The organism is Leclercia sp. GLN_9 (assembly GCF_043105735.1).
Classification (GTDB): Bacteria; Pseudomonadota; Gammaproteobacteria; order Enterobacterales; family Enterobacteriaceae; genus Enterobacter; species Enterobacter adecarboxylatus.
The window spans coordinates 340,601-367,215 of the sequence record NZ_JBICLV010000026.1 but is presented as its reverse complement, the minus strand read 5'-3'; the positions used below and the strand labels follow the sequence as shown (position 1 = coordinate 367,215).

Genomic DNA, 26,615 nt, shown 5'->3' with positions numbered 1-26,615 from the left:
GTGTTGTTACACAAAGTGAGATTTGTCGCTCCCGTCCATTCTGTGTATCTGAAATGGATCGGAAGTCCGGCGCGCTTTATACCACAAAATGCTACCCGAAACCAACAATTGTTGGCGGTGTGTGCGGTGAGGGAATCTCAATTTGGCAGCATGTGCGCCAGACTGATACCATTGACAACACTTAGACTAGTATTGTCGAAAAAAACGACACTGATGGACAGATTACATGGCTATCTCTATTAAGAAACCTGAAGAAATTGAAAAGATGCGCGTCGCCGGTCGTCTGGCCGCTGAAGTGCTGGAAATGATCGAGCCGTTCGTAAAACCGGGCGTTAGCACCGGCGAACTGGACCGCATCTGTAATGATTACATCGTGAATGAGCAGCAGGCGGTCTCCGCTTGCCTTGGCTACCACGGCTTCCCGAAATCCGTGTGTATCTCTATTAATGAAGTGGTCTGTCACGGCATCCCGGATGACGAAAAACTGCTGAAAGACGGCGACATCGTTAACATCGACGTGACCGTTATTAAAGACGAGTACCACGGCGACACCTCCAAAATGTTCATCGTCGGCAAACCGACTATTCTGGGCGAGCGTCTGTGTAAAGTGACGCAGGATAGCCTTTATCTGGCGCTGAAGATGGTCAAGCCGGGTATTCGCCTGCGTACCATCGGTGCGGCGATCCAGAAATTTGTTGAAGCACAGGGTTTCTCTGTGGTCCGCGAATACTGCGGTCACGGTATTGGCCGTGTCTTCCATGAAGAGCCACAGGTTCTGCACTATGATGCGGATGACGGCGGCGTAGTGCTGCAGGCGGGCATGACCTTCACCATTGAGCCGATGGTCAACTCGGGTGATTACCGCATCCGTACCATGAAAGATGGCTGGACGGTGAAAACTAAAGACCGGAGCTTGTCTGCCCAGTACGAGCATACTATTGTGGTGACCGACAACGGCTGCGAAATTTTGACGTTACGCAAGGATGACACCATCCCGGCGATACTCTCGCAAGACGCATGATAAGAAGCCGGCAAATGCCGGCTTTTTTAATGGCTATCGTTTTTTCTTATGGGTGGCGCGCAATGAGTAACCTTTTACCCGAACAGTATGCCAATACGGCACTCCCCACCCTGCCTGGCCAGCCGGATAACCCCGGCGTCTGGCCGACGGCCGAGCTGACCTGCGCTGGCATCAAAGCGCATATCGATATCTTCCAGCGCTGGCTGGGGGAGGCCTTTGATAGCGGGATCTCCGCTGAAGCGCTTATTGAGGCGCGCACGGAATTTATCGATCAGCTCCTGCAACGCTTATGGATTGACTACGGTTTTGGTCAGTTGGGCGATGTGGCGCTGGTCGCGGTCGGCGGCTATGGCCGTGGCGAGCTGCACCCTCTTTCGGATATTGACCTTCTGATCCTGAGCCGGAAAAAGCTGCCTGATGAACAGGCGCAAAAAATCGGTGAGCTGCTGACCCTGCTGTGGGATGTCAAACTTGAAATCGGCCACAGCGTGCGAACCCTGGAAGAGTGTCTGCTGGAAGGGTTATCCGATCTCACCGTCGCCACCAACCTGATTGAAACCCGCATGCTGATTGGCGACGTGGCCCTGTTTCTGGAGCTGCAAAAGCACATTTTCAGCGACGGCTTCTGGCCATCAGAGAAGTTCTTCGCCGCGAAGGTCGATGAGCAGCAGGTGCGCCACCAGCGTTACCACGGCACCAGCTACAACCTGGAGCCGGATATCAAAAGCAGCCCGGGTGGCCTGCGCGATATCCATACCCTGCAATGGGTCGCCCGCCGCCATTTCGGCGCCACCTCGCTGGATGAGATGGTCGGGTTTGGTTTCCTCACCGAGGCCGAACGTACCGAGCTGAATGAGTGTCTGCATCTGCTGTGGCGCATCCGTTTCGCCCTGCATCTTGAAGTTACCCGCTACGACAACCGTCTGCTGTTTGACCGCCAGCTAAGCGTCGCCCAGCGCCTGCACTACAGCGGCGAAGGTAACGAACCGGTCGAGCAGATGATGAAGGACTTCTTCCGCGTGACCCGTCGCGTGGGTGAACTGAATCAGATGCTGTTGCAGCTTTTCGATGAGGCGATCCTGGCGCTTACCGCCGATGAAAAGCCGCGTCCAATTGATGATGAATTCCAGCTGCGCGGCACCCTGATCGACCTGCGTGACGAGACGCTGTTTATCCGTAAGCCGGAAGCGATTCTGCGGATGTTCTACACCATGGTGCGGAACAGCACCATCACCGGGATCTACTCCACTACGTTGCGCCACCTGCGTCACGCCCGCCGCCATCTTAACCAGCCGCTGTGCTATATCCCGGAAGCGCGTTCGCTGTTTCTGAGCATGTTGCGCCACCCTGGTGCGGTCAGCCGCGGGCTGCTGCCGATGCACCGTCACAGCGTACTTTGGGCCTATATGCCGCAGTGGTCACATATCGTCGGCCAGATGCAGTTTGACCTTTTCCATGCCTATACCGTTGATGAACACACCATCCGCGTAATGCTGAAGCTGGAAAGCTTCGCCAAAGAAGAGGTGCGCAGCCGCCACCCGCTTTGCGTCGAGCTTTGGCCACGCCTCACCAACCCGGAGCTGATTCTGATTGCCGCCCTGTTTCACGATATCGCCAAAGGGCGCGGCGGCGACCACTCAATACTGGGTGCAGAGGACGTGCTGAAATTCGCCGAGCTGCACGGGCTTAATTCGCGCGAAACCCAACTGGTTGCCTGGCTGGTACGCCATCACCTGCTGATGTCGGTTACCGCCCAGCGGCGCGATATTCAGGATCCCGAGGTGATCAAACAGTTTGCCGAAGAGGTGCAGACCGAGAATCGCCTGCGCTTCCTGGTCTGCCTGACGGTGGCTGACATCTGCGCCACCAACGAGACGCTGTGGAACAGCTGGAAGCAGAGCCTGCTGCGCGAACTCTATTTCGCCACCGAGAAGCAGCTGCGTCGCGGAATGCAGAGCACGCCGGACATGCGCGAACGCGTGCGCCATCACCAGATGCAGGCTCTGGCACTGTTGCGGATGGAGAGTATTAATGAAGAGGCACTGCATCTGATTTGGGCGCGCTGTCGCGCCAACTATTTTGTGCGTCATAGCCCGAATCAGCTGGCCTGGCACGCCCGTCATCTGCTGCAGCACGATCTGTCTAAGCCCCTGATCCTGCTTAGCCCGCAGGCGACCCGCGGGGGAACGGAGATCTTTATCTGGAGCCCCGACCGCGCTTACCTGTTTGCTGCGGTCTGTGCTGAACTCGACCGACGTAACCTCAGCGTTCACGACGCGCAGATCTTCACGACCCGCGACGGCATGGCGATGGATACCTTTATTGTGCTGGAGCCGGACGGAAGTCCGCTGTCGGCCGACCGTCACGAGCCGATTCGCTACGGGCTGGAACAGGCGATCACCCAACATAGCTGGCAGCCACCGCAGCCGCGGAGACAACCGGCCAAACTGCGCCACTTTACCGTCGATACCGAGGTCAATTTCCTGCCGACGCATACCGACCGGAAATCCTTCCTTGAGCTGATCGCGCTCGACCAGCCAGGCCTGCTTGCCAGGGTTGGACAGGTTTTTGCGGATCTGGGAATTTCGCTGCACGGCGCCAGAATTACAACCATTGGCGAGCGAGTAGAAGATTTATTTATAATCGCCACAGCCGACCGTCGTGGGCTTAATAATGCCCTGCAGAAGGAAGTGCAACAACGGTTGACAGCAGCCCTCAATCCAAACGATAAAGGGTGATGTTTTTTTTTTACCTGGAAAGAGTTGAACTATGCAGCAGTTACAGAACGTTATTGAGTCCGCTTTTGAGCGTCGCGCCGAAATTACTCCGGCAAATGTGGATACCGTGACCCGCGAGGCGGTTAATCAGGTTATTTCTCTGCTTGATTCCGGCGCGCTGCGTGTAGCCGAAAAAATCGACGGTCAGTGGGTCACTCATCAGTGGCTGAAGAAAGCGGTACTGCTCTCTTTCCGTATTAACGATAACCAGGTTATCGACGGTGCGGAAAGCCGCTACTTCGATAAAGTGCCAATGAAATTCGCTGATTACGACGAAGCGCGTTTCCAGAAAGAAGGTTTCCGTGTGGTGCCACCGGCGGCGGTTCGCCAGGGTGCATTTATCGCGCGTAACACCGTGCTGATGCCATCCTATGTGAACATTGGCGCATACGTTGATGAAGGCACCATGGTTGATACCTGGGCCACCGTTGGCTCCTGTGCGCAGATCGGTAAAAACGTTCACCTTTCTGGCGGTGTGGGTATCGGTGGTGTTCTGGAGCCACTGCAGGCGAACCCGACCATCATCGAAGACAATTGCTTCATCGGCGCACGCTCCGAAGTGGTTGAAGGCGTGATCGTGGAAGAAGGTTCGGTGATCTCTATGGGCGTTTACATCGGCCAGAGCACCCGTATTTACGATCGCGAAACCGGTGAAGTGCATTACGGTCGCGTACCGGCAGGTTCCGTGGTGGTATCCGGCAACCTGCCATCAAAAGATGGCAAATACAGCCTGTACTGTGCGGTTATCGTCAAAAAAGTCGATGCGAAAACCCGCGGCAAAGTTGGCATCAACGAACTGCTGCGCACCATCGATTAATCAGGTATAACAAAAAGCGGGGGCAACCCCGCTTTTTTTATATCTGAGGGTGGCGAAAATAGATTTTTTCGTGAATTATTCATGGGTTATGTTGAGATCAAGGGTACCGCTATGTACGATAATCTGAAAAGTCTGGGCATTACTAATCCTGATGAAATTGACCGTTACAGCCTCCGTCAGGAAGCCAACAACGATATCCTGAAAATCTATTTCCACAAGGATAAAGGCGAGTTCTTCGCCAAGAGCGTGAAGTTCAAGTACCCACGTCAGCGTAAGACTGTCGTTGCCGATGGCATCGGTCAGGGTTACAAAGAAGTGCAGGAGATCAGCCCTAATCTGCGTTATGTGATTGATGAGCTGGATCAGATTTGCCAGCGCGATCGCACTGAGGTGGATCTGAAGCGGAAGATCCTGGATGACCTGCGTCATCTGGAAAGCGTCGTTGCCCACAAGATCACGGAAATCGAAGCGGATCTTGAGAAGTTGACCCGTAACAAGTAATTCCCGGTGCGGCCTGATGTCCTCACCCGGCGATCTCCCACGTGGAGAGAGTGCAAACACTAAAAACGGCAACCTCTGGTTGCCGTTTTGCGTTTCCGTACAGGCCGGATCACCCGACAAACAACGTCATCTCTGCTCGTCTAACTGCAACGCTACATATAGCAACAGCCGATCGTCAAAATTCCCCAGATCCAGCCCCGTTAACTCTGAAATACGGTTCAGGCGATATTCCAGCGTATTGCGATGAATAAAGAGCGCCTTGGACGTCGCCAGTGGCTGCACGTTATGCCGGAACCAGGCCTGTAACGTGCGCCGCAGCAGGCCGTTGTTATCCATCGCTTTCAAACGTACCAGCGGGCGCGCCAGTTCGTTGGCCTGCCAGCCACCGCGCAGGCTGTCGAGCAGCACCGGCAACATCAGCTCCTGATAAAAATAGCTGCGGTTTTCCGGCATACGCTGCTTACCAACCATCATGGTCGTTCTGGCAGTACGCCAGGAGCGCGCAATACTGCCCGGGCCGGTAAAGTAGTTCCCTAACGCGACCCGAAAACGCAGTTGCCCATTCTCTTTCATCCGGGCAATCAGCTGTTCCACCCGCCGACGGTGATCTTCCGCATCCCACCGACCAAACTGGTTTAATGCCGGTTTGAGCACCACCATCTCGGTTAATGAAACGATCGCCACCAGGTTATTACGCTCTGGTGTCGCCAGCGCGTTTTGCAGCTGCTGCAGCTCGACCATTGCGCTGTCGACGCCCAGTTGGCCGCTGTCGACCTCAATGACCGCCACCACGCGGGGCTGGTTGAGGTCAATGCCCAGACGCTGCGCCCACTCCGTTAACGCCGGGGTATGCTCTTCCGCCTGGATCAGGTTCATCACCAGCTCTTCGCGCAGGCGGCTGTCCTGCGCCAGCAGATGCATCAGGCGGGATTGCTCCAGCATCATCTCTGCCGTCATACAGACCAGCTCGCCATATTTGCGTAAGGATTCCGGCTCACCGGTCAGACCGATAACCCCGACAATCTCGCCTTCCAGACGCAGCGGCAGGTTAATCCCCTGGCGCACGCCATGCAGATGCCGCGCGACCGCGTCATCGATATCTACCACGCGCCCCTGAGAGAGCACCAATAGCGCACCTTCGTGCAATTCCCCAATACGCTCACGATCGCCGCTGCCAATGATTCGGCCACGAGCATCCATTACGTTAATATTGGTGTCGATGATGCGCATTGTTCGCGCCACGATATCCTGCGCCATTTTGGTATCAAGATGCCAGCCAGCCATGTCACCCTCCTCTGAGCATCGCTCAAGCATAAGGAAGATTAATTCGCGCCGCATTGTGCAGATGCACAAACTGACAGGGAGAAGTATGGACTTGTGGAAGGGTTCACAGAAAGGGATGAAAACGCCCCTGTTTCCAGACAGAAACAGGGGCAGAACAACTTACTGCATCAGCAGATAGAGAGAGGTGTCGCCACGCTGGATGTTCAGCGCCAGCACCGATGGTTTGCTGTCGAGGATCTTGCGCAGTTCTTCGACATTTTTAATCGGCTGCTGGTTGGCACCGATAATGACGTCCCCTTTCTTCAGGCCGATACGGGCCGCCGGGCTATTGGCTTTGACATTATCTACCGACACGCCTTTATCCTGGCCCTTATTACTCATATCCGCACCTTCGATACCGCTGAAGACCGCGGTAGCAGTACCCGCCTGATTCTGGCTGCTCTGCTGCAGTTCCAGCGTCACCGTGACCGGTTTCCCTTCACGCAGCAGGCCCAGGGAGACTTTGCTGCCCACCGGCATGGAGCCGACTTCTGCGCGCAATGCCGCGAAGCTGCTCACCGGTTTGCCGTTCAGGGTGGTGATCACGTCACCGGCCTTGATGCCCGCTTTCGCCGCGGAGGAGTTTGGCATCACCTGGCTGACAAAGGCGCCGCGCTGGGCGTCAACCTTCATGGCTTTCGCCAGTTCGGAGTTCAGCTCGGTGCCGAGGATACCCAGCTCGCCGCGTTTCACCTGGCCAAACTCAACCATCTGACCGGTCAGGTTTTTCACCATGTTACTTGGGATCGCAAAGCCGATGCCGATGTTACCGCCGTCCGGGGCGAGGATCGCGGTGTTAATCCCGATCAGCTCCCCGTTCAGGTTGACCAGCGCACCACCGGAGTTACCGCGGTTGATCGCCGCATCGGTCTGGATAAAGTTTTCATAGTTTTCCGCATTCAGGCCGCTACGGCCAAGGGCAGAAACGATACCGGAGGTGACCGTCTCACCCAGACCAAACGGGTTACCGATCGCCACGGTGTAGTCTCCGACGCGCAGCGCGTCTGAGTCAGCCAGCTTAATCGCCGTCAGGTTTTTCGGATCCTGAATCTGAATCAGAGCGATATCAGAGCGCGGATCTTTTCCGACCATTTTGGCGTCAAGCTTACGCCCGTCGCTCAACTGAACTTTGATGCTGCTGGCGTTATCCACCACGTGGTTGTTGGTGACGACATAGCCTTTGGCCGCATCAATGATTACGCCGGAACCCAACGCCATAAACTTCTGCTGCTGGCCGCCGCCGTTGTCATCACCCGCCCCGCCCTGGCAGAACGGTGAGCTCTGGAATGGCGAACCTTCCTGGCAGAACGGCGAGTTGTCACCGAAGAACTGCTGGAAGTTACGCGGCATGCGCGGCGTGTTGACGGTGGTGCTCCCTTCGACATTGATACTCACCACCGAAGGCATCACTTTTTCCAGCATCGGTGCCAGGCTTGGCATCTGTTGCGCAGTGGCTGCGGAAGAGACAGTCTCTGCTGCGCTGGCAGACAGAGGGGATAACGCTAAACCTAAACTCAGAGCCAGTGCACTCATTGCTAAAGTGGTTTTTTTCATGTTTCTTAATCTCGATTTACAGGTCACGCACAATTGCTGTGTATATCAGATTCGTTTCGACGCGCTTAGTTCCGGCATTAAGTTTCTGGAAAAAGTAAAAATTTATTGTCCGTCTTTACAAAACTCAGCCTTATTCCACTGCCATCAACTTGCGGTATTCATCCCAGGCATATAAGTCTGTCATTCCACTGATATAGTCCTGAATCAGGCGGCAGCGATAATAAAACTCCAGCACCGGCCATTCCGGCTGCTGCCGATCAAATTTACTGACCGACTCAACATACGCCAGCCGATGGCGCGGGGAAAGTTTATGGAATAGCCGGGATTCAATCGGTAAGCGGCGGACCCGCTCCTTTTCTACCAGCTCGCTGAACTCCTCCGCGGATAATTGTAGCAGCGGACGGTAGATCTCCAGCAGGCCGGTGATCACCCGATATCCCTGTAATTCCAGCTGCTCGACCTCAGGGTGGCTGAAGACATGGCGCATGGCGACATTTTTATATAACTCAAGCAGTTGACTAAAGCTACTGTCGTCTTCCAGTAGCGCATGATTGAATTCACCGTGATAAATCTGATCGATATTGTCGATAAAACGCTCAGCCGCATAGGGCACCAGTTTATTTAATGTATTGACGCGTAAATACATAAAGAACTGATCCTCAGTGCTGCGACTGAGGGAATTGGAGCGTGATTTCTCCCAGGCATTTTCCACCACCTGGGAAAATAAAGACCCTTTCTCGTGGTTGCCCCAGGCATCATAAAGATGCTGATAAAGCCCCTCGACGCTGAATATTCTTTTCTCTACCGCATCTTCCAGATCGGCCACACAATAGGAAATATCGTCTGCCGCTTCCATAATCCAGGTCAATGGAAAACGGCCATAGGGCGTGAGAGAAAGTTCCTGCCGGAGCCGCTCGATATACGCCTCTTCCGAGAAATAGTAGCCCGGTTTTTTCATTAAGTAATTGTGCGTCTCGGGCGGGTCGCCCTGCCACCAGGCGGGGCGGGTATATTTCAGAATGCACCCCACCTGCGCCCAGGTGAGGTTCATGCGCATCAGAGAGTGCACCAGACGGATACCCTGAGCATTGCCTTCAAAATGACACAGATCCTGACGTACCTTGCGTCGCAATCCGTTCAGCGTCTCTTCGCCTTCACGCAACCGTAGAGCCTGCACACTGCAGCGATCGTCGCTCAGGGGCTGGCTGGCAGCATCGGAGGGGAACAGGCGCTGGCGGAACCAGTCATTGATGGCCGCTTCGCCAAAATGACCGAAGGGGGGATTACCGATATCGTGCATCAGGCACGCCATCTCAACGATGCTTTCAAACGGCCCGGTCAGCTCATCCAGCCCGTAGGCGTCCAGCAGGCGCTGCTCCTTGAGGCGGCTTAAGATCTCTTTGGCGATATAGCGCCCTACCTGCTGCACCTCCAGGGAGTGGGTCAGGCGGGTGCGCACGGCGGCGTTGCGTTCGAGGGGGAAAACCTGCGTTTTTTGCTGCAGGCGGCGGATTGCCGGCGAGTTGACGATGCGCCCGCGGTCACTTTCGAAGATCCGCAGGATCTCATGTTCGCTCTTTTTCCCCTGCGGAGAGCGGTACCGGCGGTGCCAGTTAATTTTGGTGCGAAAGTCGATTGATGCCATGTGCTCCCCCGCGTGAGAATGCGTTTCCCCTGAAGCGCATGATAGACTATGCATCTTAACAAGGCACATCGCGAGTAAATCTATGAAAATCGGTATTATTGGAGCAATGGAAGAAGAAGTTACGCTGCTGCGTGACAAAATTGAGAACCGTCAGACCCTCTCTCTGGGTGGCTGCGAGATCTACACCGGCACGCTGAACGGTACTGAAGTTGCTCTGCTGAAATCGGGTATCGGTAAAGTTTCCGCCGCGCTGGGCGCAACTCTGCTGCTGGAACGCTGCAAGCCAGACGTGATCATTAACACTGGCTCTGCGGGCGGCCTGGCCTCCACCCTGAAAGTGGGCGATATCGTGGTTTCTGACGAAGCGCGCTATCACGACGCCGATGTCACCGCCTTCGGGTACGAATACGGCCAGCTCCCGGGCTGCCCGGCCGGTTTCAAAGCCGATGATAAGCTGATTGCCGCCGCAGAAAGCTGCATCGCAGAATTGAACCTCAACGCCGTGCGTGGCCTGATTGTCAGCGGCGATGCCTTTATCAATGGTTCCGTGAACCTGGCGAAAATCCGCCATAACTTCCCGCAGGCGATTGCCGTTGAGATGGAAGCCACCGCCATTGCCCACGTCTGCCATAACTTCAGCGTACCCTTCGTGGTGGTTCGCGCCATCTCCGACGTCGCGGATCAGCAGTCTCACCTGAGCTTCGACGAGTTCCTCGTGGTCGCTGCCAAACAGTCCAGCCTGATGGTTGAGACGTTGGTGCAGAAACTGGCGCGTGGTTAAGCTGCTCGTCAGGGCGCTTCTGGCGCTATTTCTGCTGGCACCGGCGTGGCTACTGGCCGCGCCGCGTGTTATTACCCTCTCCCCCGCCAATACCGAACTGGCCTTTGCCGCCGGGATCACCCCCATCGGGGTCAGCAGCTTTTCCGATTATCCCCCCGAAGCGGCAAAGATTGAGCAGGTCGCCACCTGGCAAGGCATGAACGTTGAACGTATCGTCGCCCTGAAGCCCGATCTGGTGCTGGCCTGGCGCGGCGGCAACGCGGAACGGCAGGTAAACCAGCTGGCCTCGCTCGGGATAAAAGTACAGTGGATCGATGCCACCAGCATTGAACATATCGCGCAGGCCCTTGGCGATCTTGCGCCCTGGAGTCCGACGCCAGACCAGGCCCGACAGGCCGCACAAAAAATTTTGACCGATTATGCCTCCCTGAAAGCGACCTACGGCACCGTGCCGAAAAAGCGGGTATTTATTCAGTTCGGCCAACAGCCGCTGTTCACGACAAGCCGGGGATCGCTGCAACATCAGGTAGTTGAACTGTGTGGCGGAGAAAATATCTTCGCGTCCAGCCGTGTCCCCTGGCCCCAGGTGAGCCGCGAGCAGGTGCTGGCGCGCCAGCCCCAGGCGATTGTGGTGGCCGGTTCTGCGGGCGATATTCCTAAAATAGAACAATACTGGCACAGCCAACTAAAAATACCGGTGATTGCGCTGAACAGCGACTGGTTTGAGCGCGCAAGCCCGCGTATTATCCTCGCCGCAAAACAACTCTGCTCTGCGCTGTCGCAGAGCCACTAATTTTCTCGAGGATCACGATGCTCGTTTATTGGCTGGATATTCTCGGCACAGCCGTTTTTGCGATCTCCGGCGTTCTGCTGGCCGGTAAATTACGTATGGACCCGTTTGGCGTGCTGGTGTTAGGGGTCGTCACCGCCGTGGGTGGAGGAACGATCCGCGACATGGCGCTCGATCACGGCCCGGTTTTCTGGGTCAAAGATCCTACCGATCTGGTGGTGGCGATGGTCACCTGCATGTTAACCATTATCCTGGTCCGTCAGCCGCGCCGTTTGCCTAAATGGCTGCTACCGGTGCTGGATGCGGTAGGCCTCGCGGTCTTTGTCGGCATTGGGGTTAACAAAGCTTTTATGGCTGGCACCGGCCCGATGGTCGCGATCTGTATGGGGGTGGTCACCGGCGTGGGCGGCGGGATTATCCGCGATATTCTGGCACGCGAAGTGCCGATGATCCTGAGAACCGAGATTTACGCCACCGCCTGTATTCTGGGTGGGATCGTCCACGCCACAGCCTGGTACACATTTCAGGTTCCGCTGGAACAGGCGGCGATGCTGGGGATGGTGGTCACGCTGGGGATCCGGCTGGCGGCCATTCGCTGGCACCTGAAGCTACCCACCTTTGCGCTGGATGATAACGCCAGGTCATAAAAGCAAAACGGCAACCCAGGGTTGCCGTTTTTAATGTTTGCTCTCTCTCCGGTAAGGAGAGGGCCGGGGTGAGGGCACCCGGCCACACACTTTTAAATGCTGAACGACGAGCCACACCCGCAGGTGCTGGTTGCGTTCGGGTTGGTCACCACAAAGCGGGAACCTTCCAGACCTTCGGTGTAGTCCACCGCGCCGCCCACCAGATACTGCAGGCTCATCGGGTCAACGACCAGCGCAACGCCCTGCTTCTCGATGGTCATGTCACCGTCGTTAACCTGATCGTCAAAGGTGAAACCATACTGGAAGCCGCTGCAGCCGCCGCCAGTAATGTAAACACGCAATTTCAGCTCTGGGTTGTCTTCATCGGCAATCAGGTCTTTTACTTTTTTGGCTGCTGCTTCGGTAAACTGCAACGGCAGCGCTACGTCATCACTCATCTTATGCTCCCATGAATACTGCTAGTGGGTAAAAATCACCCAATTCTTGTTGCCATTATCTAATACCCTGGTAATTCATTCAAGTATTCTGCTTCGCCAGGGTACGGGCAAGAATGGTGGAGTATAGCGGTTTTCCGCCGAGGAACTGGGCTAATAGTGTGGCCCCCAGACAGGTAATGATCATTGGCAAAATGAGCTGGTAATTGTCGGTCATCTCCAGCACCAGCACGATCCCGGTCAGTGGCGCGCGCAACGATGCCGCCAGCAGCGCCCCCATTCCGGCGACGGCAAAGGTGCCAGCCTCAAGATGATACGCCGGGAAGCCTGCGGCGGCAGCCATGCCAAAGGCCGTTCCCAGCAACGTACCTAACGCCAGCATCGGGGCAAAAATGCCACCAGGCGCGCCGGAGGAGAAGCAGAGTACGGTGGTGATCACCCGGGAGATAAACATAAACAGCAACAGGCCGATGCTAAAATTACCCGCCGCCGCAATGGGGATCAGGCCAAAGCCACCGCCTGCCGCGTTAGGTTCGATAAAGCCCAGCACGCCGCACACGCCCCCCAGCAGGCCGCCCACCAGCACCCATTTGGTCGTGTTGCCGCCGTGGATCCGCTGGAACATATCCTGAGCGCGAATAATAAGGGCATTAAACAGCGGGCCTACAATGCCAAAAATCATGCCGAGGATCAGATACAACCACAGCGTATTGACCGGCGCGTTGGTCAATTTACCGACCTCAATAACCGCCCCTTCGCCATTGAAAAGCCGGAAGACAATGCTCGACATAATCACGCCGGTAAAGACCGCTTTAATCGAGATCAGGTTATAGCGAAACTGAGCCCGCATCTCTTCGATGATAAACAGGATCCCCGCCAGCGGGGCATTAAACGCGGCGGAAAGCCCCGCGGCGGCACCGGTTGCCAGCAGCGTATGGCGTGCTTCGGCGCTGCGCATCCTGAACAGATCGCTGACCATACGGCCAATATTACCGCCCAACTGTACGGTCGGCCCTTCTCGCCCAAGCACCATCCCCGCACCCAGCGTCCCCATTCCGCCAATAAACTTAACGGGAAGGACGCGCCACCAGCGAACCGGGCGCAGCTCTTCAAGCGCCCCTTCTATCTCAGGGATCCCCGAGCCGCCCGCTTCCGGGGCGAATTTACGCACCAGAAAATAACCGACCATCGCCAACACAGCGGATAAACCAAACGCCAGGATCCAGACCAGCCCTTCACGATCGGCATAACCCGCAACGGTGCCGATACGCCAGTTAAGCACGGCATTGACGGCTTTTTCGAATGCGACGCCTACCAGCCCCGCCAGCGTGCCGACCACCGCTGCGCCCAGCAAAATTGCCAGCGGGGTTTTATCGCGATTGAGCAGCCGCCGGATGCTGATACGGGATCGCGCACGCGCAAACTGTTGTTGTTCAAATGAGGGAGAATCTGCTTTCATGGCCTGTTAGTTTTCGTCATACAAATCGCCACAGGGAGTTTACCAGAGACCGCCCGGCCGTCTTCGGAAAATTGCTTAACAATTGTTAATGCATTAATGGGGCAAAAATTTCATAACCTTCCACGAATCACTTAGAATAGCGGGCTTAATCATTTTATACGAGCCAGGAACCACGCCATGAGCAAGTCTGAAAACCTCTACAGTGCAGCCCGCGAGCTTATCCCTGGCGGTGTTAACTCCCCGGTCCGTGCCTTTACCGGCGTGGGCGGGACACCGCTGTTTATCGAACGTGCCGATGGCGCCTATCTGTACGATGTGGATGGTAAAGCCTATATCGACTATGTCGGCTCATGGGGGCCGATGGTGCTGGGTCACAATCACCCGGCCATCCGCAACGCGGTGATCGAAGCGGCGCAGCGCGGGTTAAGCTTCGGGGCACCTACCGAGATGGAAGTAAAAATGGCGGCGCTGGTAACCGAGCTGGTGCCAACCATGGATATGGTGCGCATGGTGAACTCCGGTACCGAAGCGACCATGAGCGCCATCCGTCTGGCGCGTGGCTTTACTGGCCGCGACAAAATCATCAAATTCGAAGGCTGCTACCACGGCCACGCGGATTGCCTGCTGGTGAAAGCCGGTTCTGGCGCGCTGACCCTCGGCCAGCCGAACTCTCCGGGCGTGCCGGCAGACTTCGCCAAACACACCCTGACCTGCACCTATAACGATCTCGACTCGGTGCGCGCAGCCTTTGAACTGAACCCGCAGGCGATCGCCTGCATTATCGTCGAACCGGTGGCAGGCAACATGAACTGCATTCCACCGCAGCCTGGCTTCCTGCAGGGTCTGCGTGCGCTGTGCGACGAGTTCGGCGCGCTGCTGATTATCGACGAAGTGATGACCGGTTTCCGCGTAGCCCTCGCAGGCGCACAGGCGTACTACGACGTGGTGCCGGACCTGACCTGCCTGGGCAAAATCATCGGCGGCGGCATGCCGGTGGGGGCTTTTGGTGGTCGTAAAGAGGTGATGGACGCGTTGGCGCCAACTGGCCCGGTCTATCAGGCGGGTACGCTCTCCGGTAACCCGATTGCCATGGCGGCCGGTTTCGCCTGCTTAAACGAAGTGGCGCAGCCGGGTATTCATACTACCCTTACCGAGCGTACCACCCAGCTGGCAAACGGCCTGCTGGAGGCGGCTGAAGACGCGGGTATTCCACTGGTGGTGAACCATGTCGGCGGCATGTTCGGCATCTTCTTCACCGACGCGAAAACCGTGACCTGCTATCAGGATGTGGTGAAGTGCGACGTTGAGCGCTTCAAGCGTTTCTTCCATCTGATGCTGGAGGAAGGTGTTTATCTGGCACCATCAGCGTTTGAGGCAGGCTTTATGTCGGTTGCGCACAGCGAAGAGGATATCAATAACACCATCGACGCGGCGCGTCGGGTGTTTGCGAAGCTCTGATAAGGTTTGCGGGGTGCGGCCTGATGCCCTCACCCCACTCTTCTCCCACAGGAAGAGGCAGCAAATCAACCGCAGGCCGGGTGGGCGTTAGCGCCACCCGGCTTTTTTTATCGGCTCTGCTTGCGCAGCAGATAGATAAAGTACGGAGCCCCGATAAAGGTGGACAACAGCCCCGCCGGGATCTGATACGGGAACAACACCATCCGGCCACACCAGTCAGCGAACACCAGCAGTATTCCCCCCGTTAAGGCCGACATCACAATATGCGGCATCGTCCGGCGGAACCCCATCATCCGCGCAATGTGCGGTGCCATCAGCCCGATAAAGCTCAGCGGCCCAATGGTCAAAGTAGCGGTAGCCGTAAGCGACGCCGCCAGCAACAGCAGGCCGATACGCGAGGCGCTCAGCGCCATCCCCACTGAACGCGCAGTGTCGCCCCCCAGCGGCAGTACCGTCAGCCAGCGACGACACAGCGGCACCAGGGCCAGCAGAATAATCATCGCCACCCCCGTGCTCACCACCTGTTCGGTCGTGGCGTTATAGGTTGAACCGGAAATCCAGGTCAGGATCTGCGCCATCCGCGGATCGCCGCTCGCCTGCAGCATCATCAGCAGCATGGTGAAGGCGGTACTCAGCGCCATCCCCGCCAGCAGCATCCGGTGCGGCGAGAAGCCGCCCCTTCCGGCGGCAATCATGATGATCAGCAGCGTGACCGCTGCACCGATACTGCCCGCAGGCATCAGCCAGCCGAAGGCATTACCCGGCACGAAGAAGAGCATCAACACCACGCCGAACGCTGCACCGGAGCTGATCCCCAGCACTTCCGGGCTTGCCATCGGGTTGCCGGTCAAACGCTGGATAATGCAGCCCGCTACCGCCAGCATCACCCCGGCAATCAGCGCGGCGAAAATACGCGGCGCGCGCCACGGCAGCAGCTCATCGAGCATCGCCCCGCTCGCCCAGTGCCAGCCCTGGGCATCACGGCCAAACGCCAGCGCCGCAATCACCGCCAGCATCAGTACTGCGCCACCCGCCAGGGCAAACCACAAGACATGATGACGCTCGGCGCTCACTTTATCGCCCGCGTTCATCGCCGGGGCGCTCATGCTGCGCAGGCGTGGCAGCAGCCACAGCAGCAGCGGCGCGCCAATCAGCGCCGTGACCGAACCGGTCGAGACTTCCATCCATACCCGCGTCAGCCAGAGGATCACCTGGTCAGACAGCCAAAGGATCAGGGCACCAATCAGTGGGGCGAGGATCAGCCGGGAGAGCAAACGGCGCGCGCCGAGCATTTTTGCCAGCAGCGGCGCGAACAGGCCGATAAAACCGATGATGCCGACCGCATTCACCAGCAGGGCGCTGATGACAATCGCCAGCGTCAGCGCCGCCAGACGGGCCAGCGACAGCGCCAGACCGAGGTTGCGCGCCACGCCATCGTCCAGCCCCATCAGGGTAAGCGGACGCAGCAGCAGCAGGGTCAACAGCACGCCGCCGAGCAGCTGCGGCCACAGACGCTGAACGATGCTCCAGTCGGTTTGTGTCAGCGTCCCGGTGCTCCAGAGGAACATACTCTGCAGCTGGTCATGATGGAAGATCACCAGCAGCTGGTTGACCGCGCCGCAGTAGAGGCTCACCACCAGCCCGGCGAGGATCAGCGTCACCGGCGAGAGGCGTTTACCCCAGGCCACGCCAAAGACAATCGCGCCGACGACGCAAGCGCCCACCAGCGCGGCAAACTGCGCCGCCAGTACGCCCGGGAGCGCCCACAGCGTGATGATCGTCATCCCCAGTTGGGCACCCGTCGCCACGCCAAGGGTCGTCGGCTCTGCCAGCGGGTTACGTAATACCTGCTGGAAGAGCACGCCCACCAGCCCAAGCCCTGCGCCCACCAGCAGCGAGATCGCCAGCCGCGGCAGCAGGCTGTAGTGGAACAGCATCTGTTGAATATTGTCGATATCGGGGGCGATTAAGGCACTCCCCCACTGCGCGCGCGGCAGCGCCAGATTCAGGTTCCACCAGGTTAGGCCCAGCGCGACCACCAGTAGCAGCGCCATCAGCAGCGCCGGGAAAAGGGTTATCCGTGACTTCATGCCTGGCCTCCCAGCGCGCTGTCTAGCACACGGGCAAAGTGCATCGCCGACAGGGTAGCGCCGTAGAACCACACCGCGGGCACGCGCTTGACGCGCTGCTGGCGGACAAACGGCATCGCCTGCCACAGCGGCGTCGCCATTAATGTCTGCATCTCGCGCTCATTGCCATGATCGAAGCACAGCACATCCACATCACGGAACATGGCCAGACGGTCGATGCCCACGGTGGTACTGCCCCAGAAGGTCATCTCCCCTTCCCAGGCGTTTTTAATCCCATAGCGATCCAGCACTTCCTGGAACAGGCAGTTGTTGCCAAACACCAGCATATGGCGGGCATCGAGCAGGGTCACCATCAGCAGCGGTCGGTCGCCACGGCCAGCAAAACGCGGTTTGTAGCTGTCGATCACGCTGTCAAAATGATCCAGATGCGATCGGGCAGCCGCTTCCATGTTCAGCAGCTGTGCCATCTCGGTTAAGGATTTGCGGGCGTTGGCCAGGGGTTTTTTACCGTCGCTAAAGGCGAACCCGCGCCCCGGCGCAATCCGCGCCAGCTTCTCTTCTGATGGCCCATACCCTGCCGACCAGACCAGGTACGACGGTTTCATCTGCGTGAGCAGTTCGAGATTGGGTTCGGTACGCAGGCCAATGTCGATCACCGTTTCCGGCAGCCGAGGCTCGTTCACCCACAGGCTGTAGTTGGGAATGTCGGCCACGCCGTAGGGGGTGACGCCAAGCGCCAGCAGCAGCTCGACCGGCAACCACTCGAGGGCCACAATGCGATGAGGATCGACGGCCGCGGCGGCATGCGCCGTGCCCATTTTCCACAGCAGCGGCGAGAGGGCCATGGCCGTCAACAGACGACGACGGCTAATATGTGTTAACTCAGGCATCAATAGACAAAGCTCACCGGTGCCGCTCCGGCAGGATGCGGCAGGATCCCCATTGGGATCCCGTAAATGTGTTCCAGCGTTTCACTGCGCATCAGCTCGGCAGGCGTACCCTGGGCAATCATCTCGCCACCGCGCAGCGCCACCAGATAGTCGCAGTAACGCGCCGCCATGTTGATGTCGTGCAGCACCGCAATCACCGTCAGCCCACGCTGCTGGCTTAAGCGATGCACCAGCGCCAGCACGTCCACCTGATGGGCAATGTCGAGAGCCGAGGTCGGTTCATCCAGCAGTAAACAACGGCTGTCCTGCGCCACCAGCATGGCGATCCACGCGCGCTGGCGTTCGCCGCCGGACAGGCTATCCACCAGACGATGGGCCAGCGGCTTTAATCCTACCAGCGTAATCGCCTCTTCCACTTTCTCGCGGTCGGCCACGCCGAAGCGGCCTAATGCACCGTGCCAGGGATAACGGCCAATCGCCACCAGTTCGCGCACGGTCATACCTTCCGCCTGTGGCAGTTGCTGGGGCAGATAGGCGACCTTGCGGGCAAAGGCTTTGCTGTTCCAGCTCTCCAGCGGCTGTCCGTCGAGCAGAATATCGCCCTCAGACGGCGGCTGATGGCGGCCAAGCATTTTCAGTAAGGTGGATTTGCCGGAGCCGTTATGGCCGATCAGACCCGTCACCTGGCCTGCGGGAAAGGTCAGCGAAAGTGGATGCAGCAGCGTGCGTCCGGGAACGCGAAAGGAGATGCTATCGAGTGCAAAAGTGGTATCAGATTGCGGGTTGTTTTCCTGCATGTTAGCCAACTTAAGTAAAGAAAAGGGCACGAAAATCGTGCCCAAATTTAAAGATCAGAAGCGGAAGGTCGCGGTCGCAACAACCTGGCGCTCTGCACCCCAGTAGCATGCATATTCGCTATAGCAGCTGGAGACGTATTCGCGATCAAAGATGTTGTTCACATTGACACCGACTGATGAACCCGGCAGCCCAAAGCGCGCCAGATCGTATTTCACGGTCGCATCCGCCAGCGCATAGCCCGACACGTTAAATGACTGATACGCTTTTGGAGAGGCGGCGGAATAGTAGGAAACAGTGTTACCGATATAACGCGTACCTGCACCCACAGTCAGACCGCTCAGTGCCGTCTCGTGGAAGGTGTAATCCGCCCACAGAGAAGCCATGTTACGTGGCACTTCCGCCGGACGACGGCCTTCATACCAGGTATCGTGTGTGTATTCTGCATCGGTGTAGCTGTAGGACGCCGTCACATCAACGTTGGCTGATACCGCGGCTTTGGCTTCGAGTTCGAAACCACGTGAGCGGATTTCACCGCCCTGCACGCTAAAGCCACTGGTCGGGTTCGCCGGATCGGCAGTCAGGTTGTTGTTTTTGGTCAGCTGGTACACGGCAGCCGTCACAACAACAGGCAGATCTTTCGGTACGTATTTCACGCCCGCTTCATACTGCTTACCGCGCGCCGGATCGAAAGGCTTGCCGCCCTGCGTTCCGCCGGAGATTGGCTCAAAGGATTCGCTGTAGCTAAAGTACGGCGTGATACCGTTATCGAACAGATAGTTGATCCCACCACGCCAGGTGAACGCCTGATCGTTGATTTCGGCCGTAGTGTTAGAGGAACGTGTCAGCGTGGACGTTTTAGCGAAATCATAGCGTCCGCCGAGAGTCAGAACCCATTTATCCCATTCAGCCTGATCTTGTGCGTACAGGCCCGTTTGTTCCTGACGATTAAGCACGGCATACGGGAAGTTCACATTGATATTCGCGTTGTCATGCTGCGGATTGGTCATGCTGATAGGGTCAGCGGTGCCGTAGTCAGCATCAATGTCGTTACGCATGCGCAGGTAATCAACACCCGTTAACAGAGTATGATCGACGGCACCGGTGGCAAATTTGGACTGAAGCTGGGTATCTACCGTGAACGAGTTCAGATCTTCATCAGAACGTACATAGGCGCGGCTAATTTGTGCCGGGGCGATATATCCGTTGCCGTAGACCGAGCGGTAAAGCGTGTTGATTTTGGTGTAACGCAGGTTTTGACGCAGGGTAAAGGTATCGTCAAATTCATGCGCGAAGCTGTAACCCACCATCTTCTGACGACGGGAGATCTTATTGTCTTCTTCACCTTCGTTAAAATCGGTCGGCAGCTTGTGTGCCTTTCCGTTAGCGTCATAGTAAGGCACTACTGTACCTTCCCGCGGCAGCCAGCCGTAATAGCCCGCATCCGGATCGCTTTGGAAGTTGCTCAGGAAAGTGAAATCGGTTTTGTCGTCAGGACGCCAGCTAAAGGATGGAGCAATAGCGTAACGGGTAGACTTAACCATCTCCTGTTGCGCATTCTCACTGCGGCCCAGCCCGGTGAGGCGGTATGACCACACGCCGTCATCGTCGATCGCATCGCTGAAATCAAACCCGGTTTGCCACAGGTTATCGGTACCCATCTTGAACTGAACTTCTTTCAGCGGCTCGGTGGTCGGACGCTTGCTGACCATGCTTACCACGCCGCCTGGGTGGCTTTTGCCGTACAGGACGGATGTTGGGCCACGCAGTAATTCAACACGTTCAAGGAAATACGGATCCATGGACGCTTCAGAATAGTTATCACCCTGCAGCTTCATCCCATCCAGATACTGGTTAGTATTCACTGTGCTGGAAGTCGTGAAGCCACGAATAGAGACCACGTCGTAGGTCGTGGAGGCACCGCGTGTAGCAAAGACGCTTGGCGTGTAGGCCAGGGCTTGTTTAACCGTGCCCGGCTGCTTCATATCCATCTCTTCACGGGTTACCACTGAAATAGACTGCGGTGTCTTTTCAACAGGCGTATCTGTTTTGGTCGCCGTTGCGGTGCGTTTTGCCGCAATCGTCGGTGACGGACCCCAGGCACTTTCCTGCGCAGCAGGTGCTGCGGTTACGGTGATGGTTTCTTCTTTTTTAGGGGTGTCAGCAGCCTGAGCGTAAGCAGACATGCCGCTAACCGCTGTGGCTACAACGACTGCGATTTTACGCAGCGAAGATTGCATTGGCTGAGCAGTTTTTGAATGCGCCATTGGTATGTCTCTGATGGAAGCGTGAATGATAACGTAAACGAGAATTATTATTATGACCGCAGCATATTATGCGAAACATTCACGGCATAGCAAGTGATATGCGGCCCTACAGGAATTGAGGGTATAAGAATTAAACAATGGAAAATGCAGGGTTAATAAACGAGGGGTTTTACTGTTGAAGGGATGTTGAATTGAGGTGAAAAGTCCCTCTCCCGCAGGAGAGGGACTGATGATTAATTACCGCCGAACATATCCTTGATCCAGCCTGCGACACCGTCGCTGTCTTTCTTCTCATTCTGCTGCTGCGGCTGTTGTTGCTGCTGCTGCTGCGGCTGCTGAGGAGAAGACTGCTCAAACGGGTTGCCCGTCGGCTCCGGTACTGGCGCCTGGCACAGGGAGTCCGGGTTCGCGGTCCAGACCGGAACGCTACGCATTCCGCCACCACACACGAAGTTACCCGACTCATCCACGCCCATGTTCACGATATCTTCCGGTGGCGTCAGGGTTAACGGAACCGGCGACTGGTTAGCCAGATAGCGCTGGTAAATCGACATCGCCCCGCTGGCACCATACAGTTTCGTCGGCTGGTTGTTGTCGCGTCCTACCCAGGTGATCACCACTTCACGCCCGTCGATGCCCGCAAACCAGGTATCGACGTTGTTGTTGGTGGTCCCGGTTTTACCCGCCAGATGCAGACCCGGATACTTCGCGCCAAGCTGGCGACCGGTCCCGCGCTGCACTACCTGCTGCATGGTCCACAGCGTCATATACGCGGCCTGCGCCGGTACGGCACGCTCAGCCTGCGGGAAGCTCTGGTACAGCGGGGTGCCATCTTCGGCAATCACCGAACGCAGCGCAGAGAGCGGTGCACGGTTACCGCCGCTGGCGATGGTCTGGAACGCCTGCGCCACTTCGATCGGCGTCAGGTTCAACGCCCCTAACAGCATGGCCGGAACCGGATGCAGCTGATCTTTCGGCACACCCAGCTTCAGCCAGGTATCGGTAACGGCTGGCAGACCCAGCGCCATCCCGAGGTTGACCGTCGGCACGTTCATGGAACGCGTCAGGGCATCCACCAGCATGACCTGGCCGCTGTACTGTTTGTCGTCGTTCTGCGGCGACCACACCTGTCCGTTTGGCTGGCGCAGGGCAATCGGAGCATCGGCAATCCAGGTGTTCAGACGATACTGGTTCGGCTGGCTTAACGCGGTGAGATAGGTCGCCGGTTTTGCCAGGGAGCCGATCGAACGGCGTGCCTGCATCGCGCGGTTGTAGCCCGCAAACTGCGGCTCTGCCCCACCGACCATGGCCCGCACTTCACCGGTGGTACGATCGACCACCACCATCGCGGTTTCCAGATCGCTCAGCTTACGCTGCTTTTTCAGCGCCGGAATGCCTTCCACCGCCGCTTTCTCTGCAGCGTCCTGCGCCACTGAGTCAAAGGTGGTGAAGATCTTCACGCCGGAGAGATCTTTAACTTTGTCGCCCAGCTTGGTTTGTAGCTCCTGACGCACCATCTGCATAAAGGCAGGCTGCGGGGAGATCACGCCGCCGCGCGGCTGGACGCCTAACGGACGCGCGCTGAGCATGTCGTACAGCTCCTGGTCGATCACCTGCTGCTGTTGCAGCAGACGCAGCACCAGGTTACGACGCTCCAGCGCCAGTTTCGGGTTACGCCACGGGTTGTAGATCGACGCCCCTTTCACCATCCCCACCAGCAGTGCCTGTTGGTCGAGGCTCAGCTCTTCCACCGGACGACCAAAGTAGTAGAGGCTCGCCAGCGGGAAGCCGCGGATTTCATTATCGCCGCTCTGACCGAGGTAAACCTCGTTCATATACAGCTCAAGAATGCGATCTTTGCTGTAGCGGGCATCCATCAGCACCGCCATGTACGCTTCGTTGGCCTTACGCCAGTAGGAGCGTTCGCTGGAGAGGAACAGGTTTTTCACCAGCTGCTGGGTCAGGGTACTTGCCCCCTGCACCGTCCGTCCGGCAGTCAGGTTCGCCAGCACCGCACGGCCAATGGAGTACAGGCTGACACCATCATGTTCATAGAAGTGACGGTCTTCGGTCGCCAGCAGGGTATCCACCAGCAGATCCGGGAAACCGTTACGCGCGACAAACAGACGCTGCTCGCCGTTTGGCGAGGAGAGCATGGTGATCAGTCGCGGATCGAGACGGAAGAAACCGAACTGACGGTTGTTGTCCATGTTCTCGATGGTGTCGATATGATCGCCATCGAAGGTCAGACGCGCGCGCACCTGCCCCTCTTTGCTGTCCGGGAAGTCAAACGGACGGCGGATCATCTCGATGCTTTTCGCCTGCACCGTAAACTCGCCGGGACGCGTCATCTTCGTCACCTGGCGGTACTGGGTGGCCTCCAGCAGCTTGACCATCTCGTTCTTGCTGATGGTCATTTCCGGCTCGAGGTTGACCATCCGGCCATACACCGCCGCTGGCAGCTGCCAGACTTTACCGTCGATACGGCTACGGATCTTCTGGTCCAGATAGACGCCGTAGATCGCCAGCAGAACGATGAAAACAATAAATAGCTTCAGCAGCAGCCAGAACCAGCCGCGTTTGCCGCGAGGTTTACCTTTTTTGCCTTTTCCTTTACGTGGCACGGGCGCCTCATCCTCATACTCATTATCAACGTCGTCATACTCCTCATCACTGAGGCGACGACGGCCTGCTTTTTCTTTCGCCGGACGCGAAGGTTTTCCTTTACGTCCTATTGGCTCGCGGTCATTCCCCGCCATGCTCTCTCTCCGCAACTATCAGGCGCAAGGGCCCGATTCTCAGTTCTTCCCCCTGATGGAGGAAGAAGAAATCTCTCAAAATTTACGCCCTCTCCTTGCAGGAGAAGGCCGGGATGAAGGCCTTAGCGCGCACCCGCGCCGTTACGAATACTTTTTCGTGCGCCGGGTTGGCGCGGTATTCGCCGGATCGTCCGGCCAGACATGCTTCGGATAGCGTCCTTTCATCTCTTTTTGCACCTCGCGGTAGCTTCCAGCCCAGAAAGCCCCCAGATCGCGAGTGATCTGCAGCGGGCGCTGGGCCGGTGACAACAGCTCCAGCACCAGCGGCACACGACCCTGCGCAATGGCAGGCGTGGTCGCCTCGCCAAACATCTCCTGCATCCGTACCGCCAGCGCCGGTGGATTATCTTCATGATAACGAATGGCTATCCGGCTGCCGGTCGGCACAGTGTAATGCCCCGGAAGCTCAGTATCCAGACGCTGACGTAACGACCAGTCGGTTAAGTTCTGTAACGCCACCTTAACATCCAGCGCTTTCAACGCGCGCAGGGAGTGTACGCCATGCATTTGCGGCAGTAACCAGTTTTCAAGATTGGCCAGCAGCGACGCTTCATCTACTGCGGGCCAGTCAAATTCCGGCAGCCACTGCGCCGCGCAGTGCAGGCGGATCCGGTACTGCTCCGCCTCCGGGGTCCAGTTCAGCACGCTTAGCCCTTTATCACGGATGCCGTTGAGCATCGCCTGATGCAACTCCTCTTCCGACGGCTTCGCCAACGGCTTCACGTTCACCGTCAGGCGGCCAATCTGCGCCCGGCGAAAAGCCTTCAGCGTACCCTGGGCATCATCCCACTCGACGGTATCAGACTGCGTCACCAGGCCAGGGGACGAAGTTATCAGGGCATCAATATCCACGGCTAAGCCCAACAAAATGCGGGCGTCCGGCGACTGGCTGCCCTGCAGCAGTGACGGCGCAATCAACCACTCGTGACGGGTCATGGCGTCATCGCTCTGCAGCATGGCCCCCATGCCGTTCGCCAGCTGGTAGCGGCCATCAAGCCCGCGACGGCGGGCAATCCGGTCGGGAAACGCTTTTGCCAGCAGCGCGGGGACGTGGTCGCTGTCCGGGGTGCCGCCGCGGTTGTTGAGGCGCGCATTTAACTGCCGGGCGCGCTGCTGCCACTCCGGCTGATTGCGTGAGAACGCCTGGGCCAGATCGCTGTTGCTGCCTCGCGGCGGCTGTTCAAGGATAGCCGCCAGTTTTGCCGCCGTCGCAATTTCGTCTTCACCCACGGCGCTGGCCAGCATCGCCGCCAGCCGCGGATCGCTACCGAGCTTCGCCATCTTCTGCCCGTGAGCGGTAAGTTGCTCCCCCGCCAGCGCCCCAAGCTGGGTTAACAGGCGGCGGGCCGCAGCAAGGTTAGTCGCAGGCGGCAGATCCAGCCAGCTCAACTGCGCCGGATCCCGGCAACCCCACTGCAGCAACTCCATCAGCAACCCGCTGAGATCGCTTTGCAAAATTTCCGGCGTGCCCTGGGCTGCCGCGCGCTCGGCCTGCTCGAACGGCGTCAGGTGCAGGCAGATGCCCGGTTCCAGTCGCCCGGCACGCCCGGCGCGTTGGGTCATCGACGCCTGGCTGACGCGCTGGGTCACCAGCCGGGTAAGGCCGGTGCGCGGATCGAAATTCGCTACCCGCTCCTGGGCCGAATCCACCACCAGCCGGATGCCTTCAATAGTCAGACTGGTTTCCGCAATGTTGGTCGCCAGCACCACTTTGCGCTGTCCGGCCGGGGCGGGCAGGATCGCCTTACGCTGCTCGGTCAGCGATAGCGCGCCATACAGCGGACAGAGCACCACGTCACTGTCTACACGACGGGCGAGCTGCTCCTGCACGCGCTGGATCTCGCTAACGCCCGGTAAAAAGAGCAGCAGCGAGCCAGGCTCCTGACGCAGCAGCTCGGCGGTCGCCACCGCCACCGCTTCGTCGAAACGCAGCTGCGCCGGTAGCGACTGATAGCGTCGCTCAACGGGAAAGGTGCGCCCTTCAGAAACGAGGGTCGGCGCCTCAGGCAGCAGACGCTGGAGCCGATCGTTATCCAGGGTCGCGGACATGATAAGCAGTTTGAGATCTTCACGCAGCCCCTGCTGGACATCCAGCAGCAGCGCCAGGGCCAGATCCGCCTGCAGGCTGCGCTCGTGGAACTCATCGAGGATCACCAGCCCCACGCCGGTCAGCTCGGGATCGTGCTGCAACATCCGGGTCAGGATCCCCTCGGTGACCACCTCCAGCCGGGTATTCGCCCCCACGCAGGTTTCGGCGCGCATCCGGTAACCCACCGTCTCCCCCGGCTTTTCACCCAACAAATCTGCCAGCCGCTGCGCGACATTACGGGCGGCGATCCGGCGCGGTTCGAGCAGAATAATTTTGCCGTTAATTCCCCCCTGCGCCAGGAGTTGCAGCGGCAGCCACGTCGATTTCCCCGCACCGGTGGGCGCAGTAAGCAGAACCTGGGGGGCGTGTTGTAACGCGAGGAGAAGTTCAGGAAGGACAGCGGCGACCGGCAACAAGGACACGAATGGCTCCAGAGGGTTAACTTTAGACGGCGTACA

Annotated in this window: 19 protein-coding genes; 8 read left to right on the top strand and 11 right to left on the bottom strand. The window is 57.8% G+C overall.

Going from position 1 to position 26,615, the window contains the following annotated elements; genetic code table 11:
* The first annotated feature begins 226 nt into the window (after window positions 1-226).
* The 4 genes from map to ACF8PE_RS18440 all read left to right on the top strand — a co-directional run bounded on the left by map (window position 227) and on the right by ACF8PE_RS18440 (window position 5,116).
* Window positions 227-1,021, top strand: a complete 795-nt coding sequence (gene map / locus ACF8PE_RS18455) for a type I methionyl aminopeptidase (RefSeq protein ID WP_392495155.1) — start codon at window positions 227-229, stop codon at window positions 1,019-1,021.
* A 62-nt stretch (window positions 1,022-1,083) separates the two neighbouring features.
* Window positions 1,084-3,759 (top strand): bifunctional uridylyltransferase/uridylyl-removing protein GlnD, encoded by a 2,676-nt coding sequence (glnD, locus tag ACF8PE_RS18450; RefSeq protein ID WP_392495154.1) that lies wholly within the window; start codon window positions 1,084-1,086, stop codon window positions 3,757-3,759.
* Between the two features lie 31 nt (window positions 3,760-3,790).
* A complete protein-coding gene (gene dapD, locus ACF8PE_RS18445) occupies window positions 3,791-4,615 on the top strand; it encodes a 2,3,4,5-tetrahydropyridine-2,6-dicarboxylate N-succinyltransferase (RefSeq protein ID WP_008501915.1) in 825 nt (274 codons plus the stop codon).
* A gap of 111 nt (window positions 4,616-4,726) precedes the next feature.
* Complete coding sequence (locus ACF8PE_RS18440) at window positions 4,727-5,116, top strand: DUF3461 family protein (RefSeq protein WP_032616607.1); 390 nt, start codon at window positions 4,727-4,729, stop codon at window positions 5,114-5,116.
* Window positions 5,117-5,242: 126 nt separating this feature from the next.
* On the opposite strand, the gene cdaR is transcribed toward ACF8PE_RS18440, so the two are convergent.
* The 3 genes from cdaR to dgt form a co-directional block, all read right to left on the bottom strand.
* A complete protein-coding gene (gene cdaR, locus ACF8PE_RS18435) occupies window positions 5,243-6,400 on the bottom strand; it encodes a DNA-binding transcriptional regulator CdaR (protein WP_317519107.1) in 1,158 nt (385 codons plus the stop codon).
* A 159-nt stretch (window positions 6,401-6,559) separates the two neighbouring features.
* Window positions 6,560-7,993, bottom strand: coding sequence for a serine endoprotease DegP (gene degP, locus ACF8PE_RS18430; RefSeq protein ID WP_032616603.1), 1,434 nt, complete (start codon window positions 7,991-7,993; stop codon window positions 6,560-6,562).
* A gap of 130 nt (window positions 7,994-8,123) precedes the next feature.
* Window positions 8,124-9,638 carry a dGTPase gene (gene dgt, locus ACF8PE_RS18425; protein WP_392495153.1) on the bottom strand — a complete coding sequence of 505 codons (1,515 nt, stop codon included), beginning with the start codon at window positions 9,636-9,638 and terminating at the stop codon, window positions 8,124-8,126.
* A gap of 82 nt (window positions 9,639-9,720) precedes the next feature.
* Here dgt and mtnN point away from each other — a divergent pair, with 82 nt between their 5' ends.
* Genes mtnN through ACF8PE_RS18410 form a run of 3 tightly spaced genes read left to right on the top strand, consistent with a single transcriptional unit; the run spans window position 9,721 to window position 11,856 of the window.
* Window positions 9,721-10,419 carry a 5'-methylthioadenosine/S-adenosylhomocysteine nucleosidase gene (gene mtnN, locus ACF8PE_RS18420; protein WP_032616601.1) on the top strand — a complete coding sequence of 233 codons (699 nt, stop codon included), beginning with the start codon at window positions 9,721-9,723 and terminating at the stop codon, window positions 10,417-10,419.
* The gene (gene btuF / locus ACF8PE_RS18415; RefSeq protein WP_317519105.1) at window positions 10,412-11,212 is read left to right on the top strand and encodes a vitamin B12 ABC transporter substrate-binding protein BtuF; all 801 of its coding nucleotides are present in this window, start codon (window positions 10,412-10,414) and stop codon (window positions 11,210-11,212) included. The genes mtnN and btuF overlap by 8 nt, the downstream gene beginning before the upstream one ends.
* A 17-nt stretch (window positions 11,213-11,229) precedes the next feature.
* Window positions 11,230-11,856, top strand: a complete 627-nt coding sequence (locus ACF8PE_RS18410; RefSeq protein WP_032616598.1) for a TRIC cation channel family protein — start codon at window positions 11,230-11,232, stop codon at window positions 11,854-11,856.
* A gap of 92 nt (window positions 11,857-11,948) precedes the next feature.
* Here the strand turns inward: ACF8PE_RS18410 and erpA are convergent, their stop codons facing one another.
* Window positions 11,949-12,293, bottom strand: a complete 345-nt coding sequence (erpA, locus tag ACF8PE_RS18405; RefSeq protein ID WP_032616597.1) for an iron-sulfur cluster insertion protein ErpA — start codon at window positions 12,291-12,293, stop codon at window positions 11,949-11,951.
* Between the two features lie 79 nt (window positions 12,294-12,372).
* On the bottom strand, window positions 12,373-13,749 hold the full coding sequence (gene clcA / locus ACF8PE_RS18400) for a H(+)/Cl(-) exchange transporter ClcA (RefSeq protein ID WP_032616596.1): 1,377 nt from the start codon (window positions 13,747-13,749) through the stop codon (window positions 12,373-12,375).
* Window positions 13,750-13,926: 177 nt separating this feature from the next.
* On the opposite strand from clcA, the gene hemL reads away from it, so the two are divergent.
* The gene (gene hemL, locus ACF8PE_RS18395; protein WP_059308702.1) at window positions 13,927-15,207 is read left to right on the top strand and encodes a glutamate-1-semialdehyde 2,1-aminomutase; all 1,281 of its coding nucleotides are present in this window, start codon (window positions 13,927-13,929) and stop codon (window positions 15,205-15,207) included.
* 107 nt (window positions 15,208-15,314) lie between these two features.
* Here the strand turns inward: hemL and fhuB are convergent, their stop codons facing one another.
* The 6 genes from fhuB to hrpB form a co-directional block, all read right to left on the bottom strand.
* Entirely contained in the window at window positions 15,315-17,297 is a 1,983-nt protein-coding gene (gene fhuB / locus ACF8PE_RS18390) for a Fe(3+)-hydroxamate ABC transporter permease FhuB (protein WP_392495152.1), read from the bottom strand.
* The gene (fhuD, locus tag ACF8PE_RS18385) at window positions 17,294-18,187 is read right to left on the bottom strand and encodes a Fe(3+)-hydroxamate ABC transporter substrate-binding protein FhuD (RefSeq protein ID WP_059308704.1); all 894 of its coding nucleotides are present in this window, start codon (window positions 18,185-18,187) and stop codon (window positions 17,294-17,296) included. Before fhuD ends, fhuB begins: the two co-directional genes overlap by 4 nt.
* Window positions 18,187-18,984, bottom strand: coding sequence for a Fe3+-hydroxamate ABC transporter ATP-binding protein FhuC (fhuC, locus tag ACF8PE_RS18380; RefSeq protein WP_032616591.1), 798 nt, complete (start codon window positions 18,982-18,984; stop codon window positions 18,187-18,189). Before fhuC ends, fhuD begins: the two co-directional genes overlap by 1 nt.
* A 54-nt stretch (window positions 18,985-19,038) precedes the next feature.
* Window positions 19,039-21,249 carry a ferrichrome porin FhuA gene (gene fhuA, locus ACF8PE_RS18375; protein ID WP_164539887.1) on the bottom strand — a complete coding sequence of 737 codons (2,211 nt, stop codon included), beginning with the start codon at window positions 21,247-21,249 and terminating at the stop codon, window positions 19,039-19,041.
* Between the two features lie 233 nt (window positions 21,250-21,482).
* On the bottom strand, window positions 21,483-24,008 hold the full coding sequence (gene mrcB / locus ACF8PE_RS18370; RefSeq protein ID WP_117386219.1) for a bifunctional glycosyl transferase/transpeptidase: 2,526 nt from the start codon (window positions 24,006-24,008) through the stop codon (window positions 21,483-21,485).
* 141 nt (window positions 24,009-24,149) lie between these two features.
* Complete coding sequence (gene hrpB, locus ACF8PE_RS18365; RefSeq protein ID WP_392495151.1) at window positions 24,150-26,579, bottom strand: ATP-dependent helicase HrpB; 2,430 nt, start codon at window positions 26,577-26,579, stop codon at window positions 24,150-24,152.
* Window positions 26,580-26,615 lie beyond the last annotated feature (36 nt).